Source organism: Desulfacinum hydrothermale DSM 13146 (genome assembly GCF_900176285.1).
GTDB lineage: Bacteria > Desulfobacterota > Syntrophobacteria > Syntrophobacterales > DSM-9756 > Desulfacinum > Desulfacinum hydrothermale.
The window spans coordinates 1-2724 of record NZ_FWXF01000050.1; the positions used below are offsets into that span (position 1 = coordinate 1).

Here is a 2724-nt window from a genome sequence, read left to right on the forward strand (position 1 = left end):
CCCTCCGCCTCTTCGACGGCGTCGAGCGACTCCAGGTGAAGGTCCGCTGGAGCGCAGGGCCCCCGCTGGAACCGATCCGGGCGGGGGACGCTCTGGGGGGCATCCGGGTTCGCAATGTGGCGTACGGGCGCGCCTCCGCCGTTCCCGAATTTGACGATGAGATCGACCACCCGGCTTTCCAGGAGGAAGCCCTGGAAGGGGATCGCACGCCTCTGGGCGAGACGATTTTCTGGCTGCCCCCGGGCTACTGGACCCTCGTGGTGCAACCTGAAAACGAGGAAGAGAACCTGGAAGGCTTCACGCAGCTGGAATGCCACCTGGTGCCCGTCCAGCCGGGCAGGATCACCGTGGTGGACTGGCCGCCCTCCTTGGCCCGCGCTTTCGGCGGTGAAGAGACGGGAAGGGTGGAGATCCTGGACGCGTCGGGCGATTCCCGCATCGGAACGGTGGACGTGGCGCTCCTGAACGCCGATCGGCTGGGCATCGAGGCCACGCGGGACAATGTGCGCATCCATGAAGCCGGGGTCGAAGCCCGGATCCTTTCCGTGGAACGGCTCAAGACCCCCTTGGACGTGCTGCTCTTGCTGGATTCTTCCGGGTCCATGAAACACCAGATGTCGCAAGCCCTGGAATCCGCGGCCCATTTCATCCGGGGTCTGCCGCCGGATGCCAGGATCACGACCGTGGATTTCGACACCCGGCCCAAAAAGATCCAGGCGGCCGACCGCGCGGCCTTGCTGAAGGCGCTCCGCCGGGTGCGGGCCGACGGGGCCACGGCCCTCTACGACTCCATCCTCCTGGGTCTGAAAGAATTGCAGGGAAAGAACCGGCCGGCGCTGGTGGTCTTCACCGACGGCGTGGATGCCAACTACAACGACACCGGCCCGGGCAGTCGGGCCACCAAGGACGAGGTGCTGCAGGCGGTGAGCCGCTCCGGGATTCCCGTCTACACCATCGGCCTTGGGGACAAGAGCGACGTGGACACCCTGAAGCGCCTGGCCACCCTGTCCGGCGGCGCCTACTATGCCGCCTCCACCCCGGAAGACCTGGATCCCATCTTTGAGCGGATCCAGAAAAACCTGGGCAACGATTACCGGGTGCGCTTCCAACGGCCGGCACGGCCCAGGGTGGGGAGCCAGCCCGTGGTCAGCCTGGTGGTGGACAACAGCGGTTCCATGGACCTCGACCCTGAGCAGGCCGGCTGCGACTATCGGATCGAGCGGGTGCGTCAGACCCTGCGCCGTTTCGTGCAGGATCTTCCCGCAAACTTCATGGTCCAGTTGCTCACCTTCAGCGACGAGGTCAAGGTGAGTCAGGTGCTGACCCGATACCGACCGCCCCTGGCTCGCGCCCTGTCGCTCATGAAGGGTGAAGGCGGCACCAACACAATAGGGGCGGTGCGCGCGGCGCTGGATTCCCTTCGAGCGGTCCCGTCGTCCCAGCGCTTCCTGGTTTTTCTGACCGATGCGGCACTGGAAGTGGAAGAAGACGACGTGAAGGAATTTCAAACCCTGCTGGGCGTGATCCGGGACGCCCGCATCCGGAGCCTGTGGCTGGGCATGGTGGAAGGAGATCAGGAAGAAGTCTTTGCGCGGGCGGCCCGCCTTTCGGGCGGCCGCCACGTGATCGCCACCGACCTGGACCAGGTGGCCCGCACCTTCCGGGACCTTGCACGGGAGATGGGAGCCCAGCAAGACTCGTTGTCTTTGACCTCTTTGCGCGTGGAGATCCGCCATCACACCCCGGCTGGCGAGAATGTGACGCTCGTGGCATCGCGCGACGTGGATTTTCCCCCCGCCCCGGAAGCCGACGTGGAAACCAACCCGGAAGCGGTCACCTGGAAAGCCGGGCCTCCGCTGCGCCCCTATGACCCGGAACTGGCGGCGGACATCACCGGTTCCGACCGGGTGGGGCGAGAGGCCCTGGTCATCAAGCGCATCCCCCTGGATTACACGGCGAACAACAAGGCCGTTCGGATGCATTTCAAAGAAGCCGCTTTCCTCAGCCGCCTGCGGGGAATCGACGCCCCGGACGGCTACCGGTTCCTGGCCCTCACCCTGGATCTGGAAAACATCCTGCCGGCTCAAAAGGTGGCCATCCTGCCCGACGGATCCCACCACCCGGCCGCCTGGGTGGGCGGAGAGGTCCAGCCCGTGCGCTACGAAAACCGGGTCCCCGACTACCTCATTCCCGACCTGAAACGCCACTGCTTCCTTCGCTGGAACAACGAACGCTCTTACCCTGTGTCGGAAATCACCTGGCTGCTGGAAAATCCCCTCATGGTCCCCGGCCGGACCGCCCTGGCCGTGGAACCGGGCCATCCCGTGCGGGGGGCTCTGGGGTTCCTGGTTCCGGCCGGGGCCGCCCGAGCCGCTTCCTTTCAATACTATGACACCGCCTACGGCCATGTGACGGTCCCCCTGTGGGGGGTCACTCGAAAGAGCGAACCCGTCCCCATGGAAACCTTGCCGCAAGAAGCCCCCACCCGCCTTTCGGAAACCTTCTCTTTCCGGGTAACCGGCATTTCGGATAAAGACCGCATCGATCGGGTGGAGGCGGGCGAAGGGGGCGTCTTCCGCATCATCCAGGGGGAATGGATCTCCCGCATCCAGGCCCACGTGCGCCTGGAACCCATGGAAAGGATTCGTCTTTTGGTCCAGGACGAAAAAGGGATCCGCCTCTTTCGCCTGCATCCGGTCACATCCCGCCTTCCCCTGGGATACT

At 65.2% G+C, this 2724-nt stretch carries 1 protein-coding gene; it reads left to right on the forward strand.

Translation table 11 applies throughout. From position 1 onward, the window contains the following. A partial coding sequence (locus B9A12_RS16505; RefSeq protein WP_084059181.1) for a VWA domain-containing protein occupies positions 1 to 2724 on the forward strand: 2724 nt, incomplete at both ends.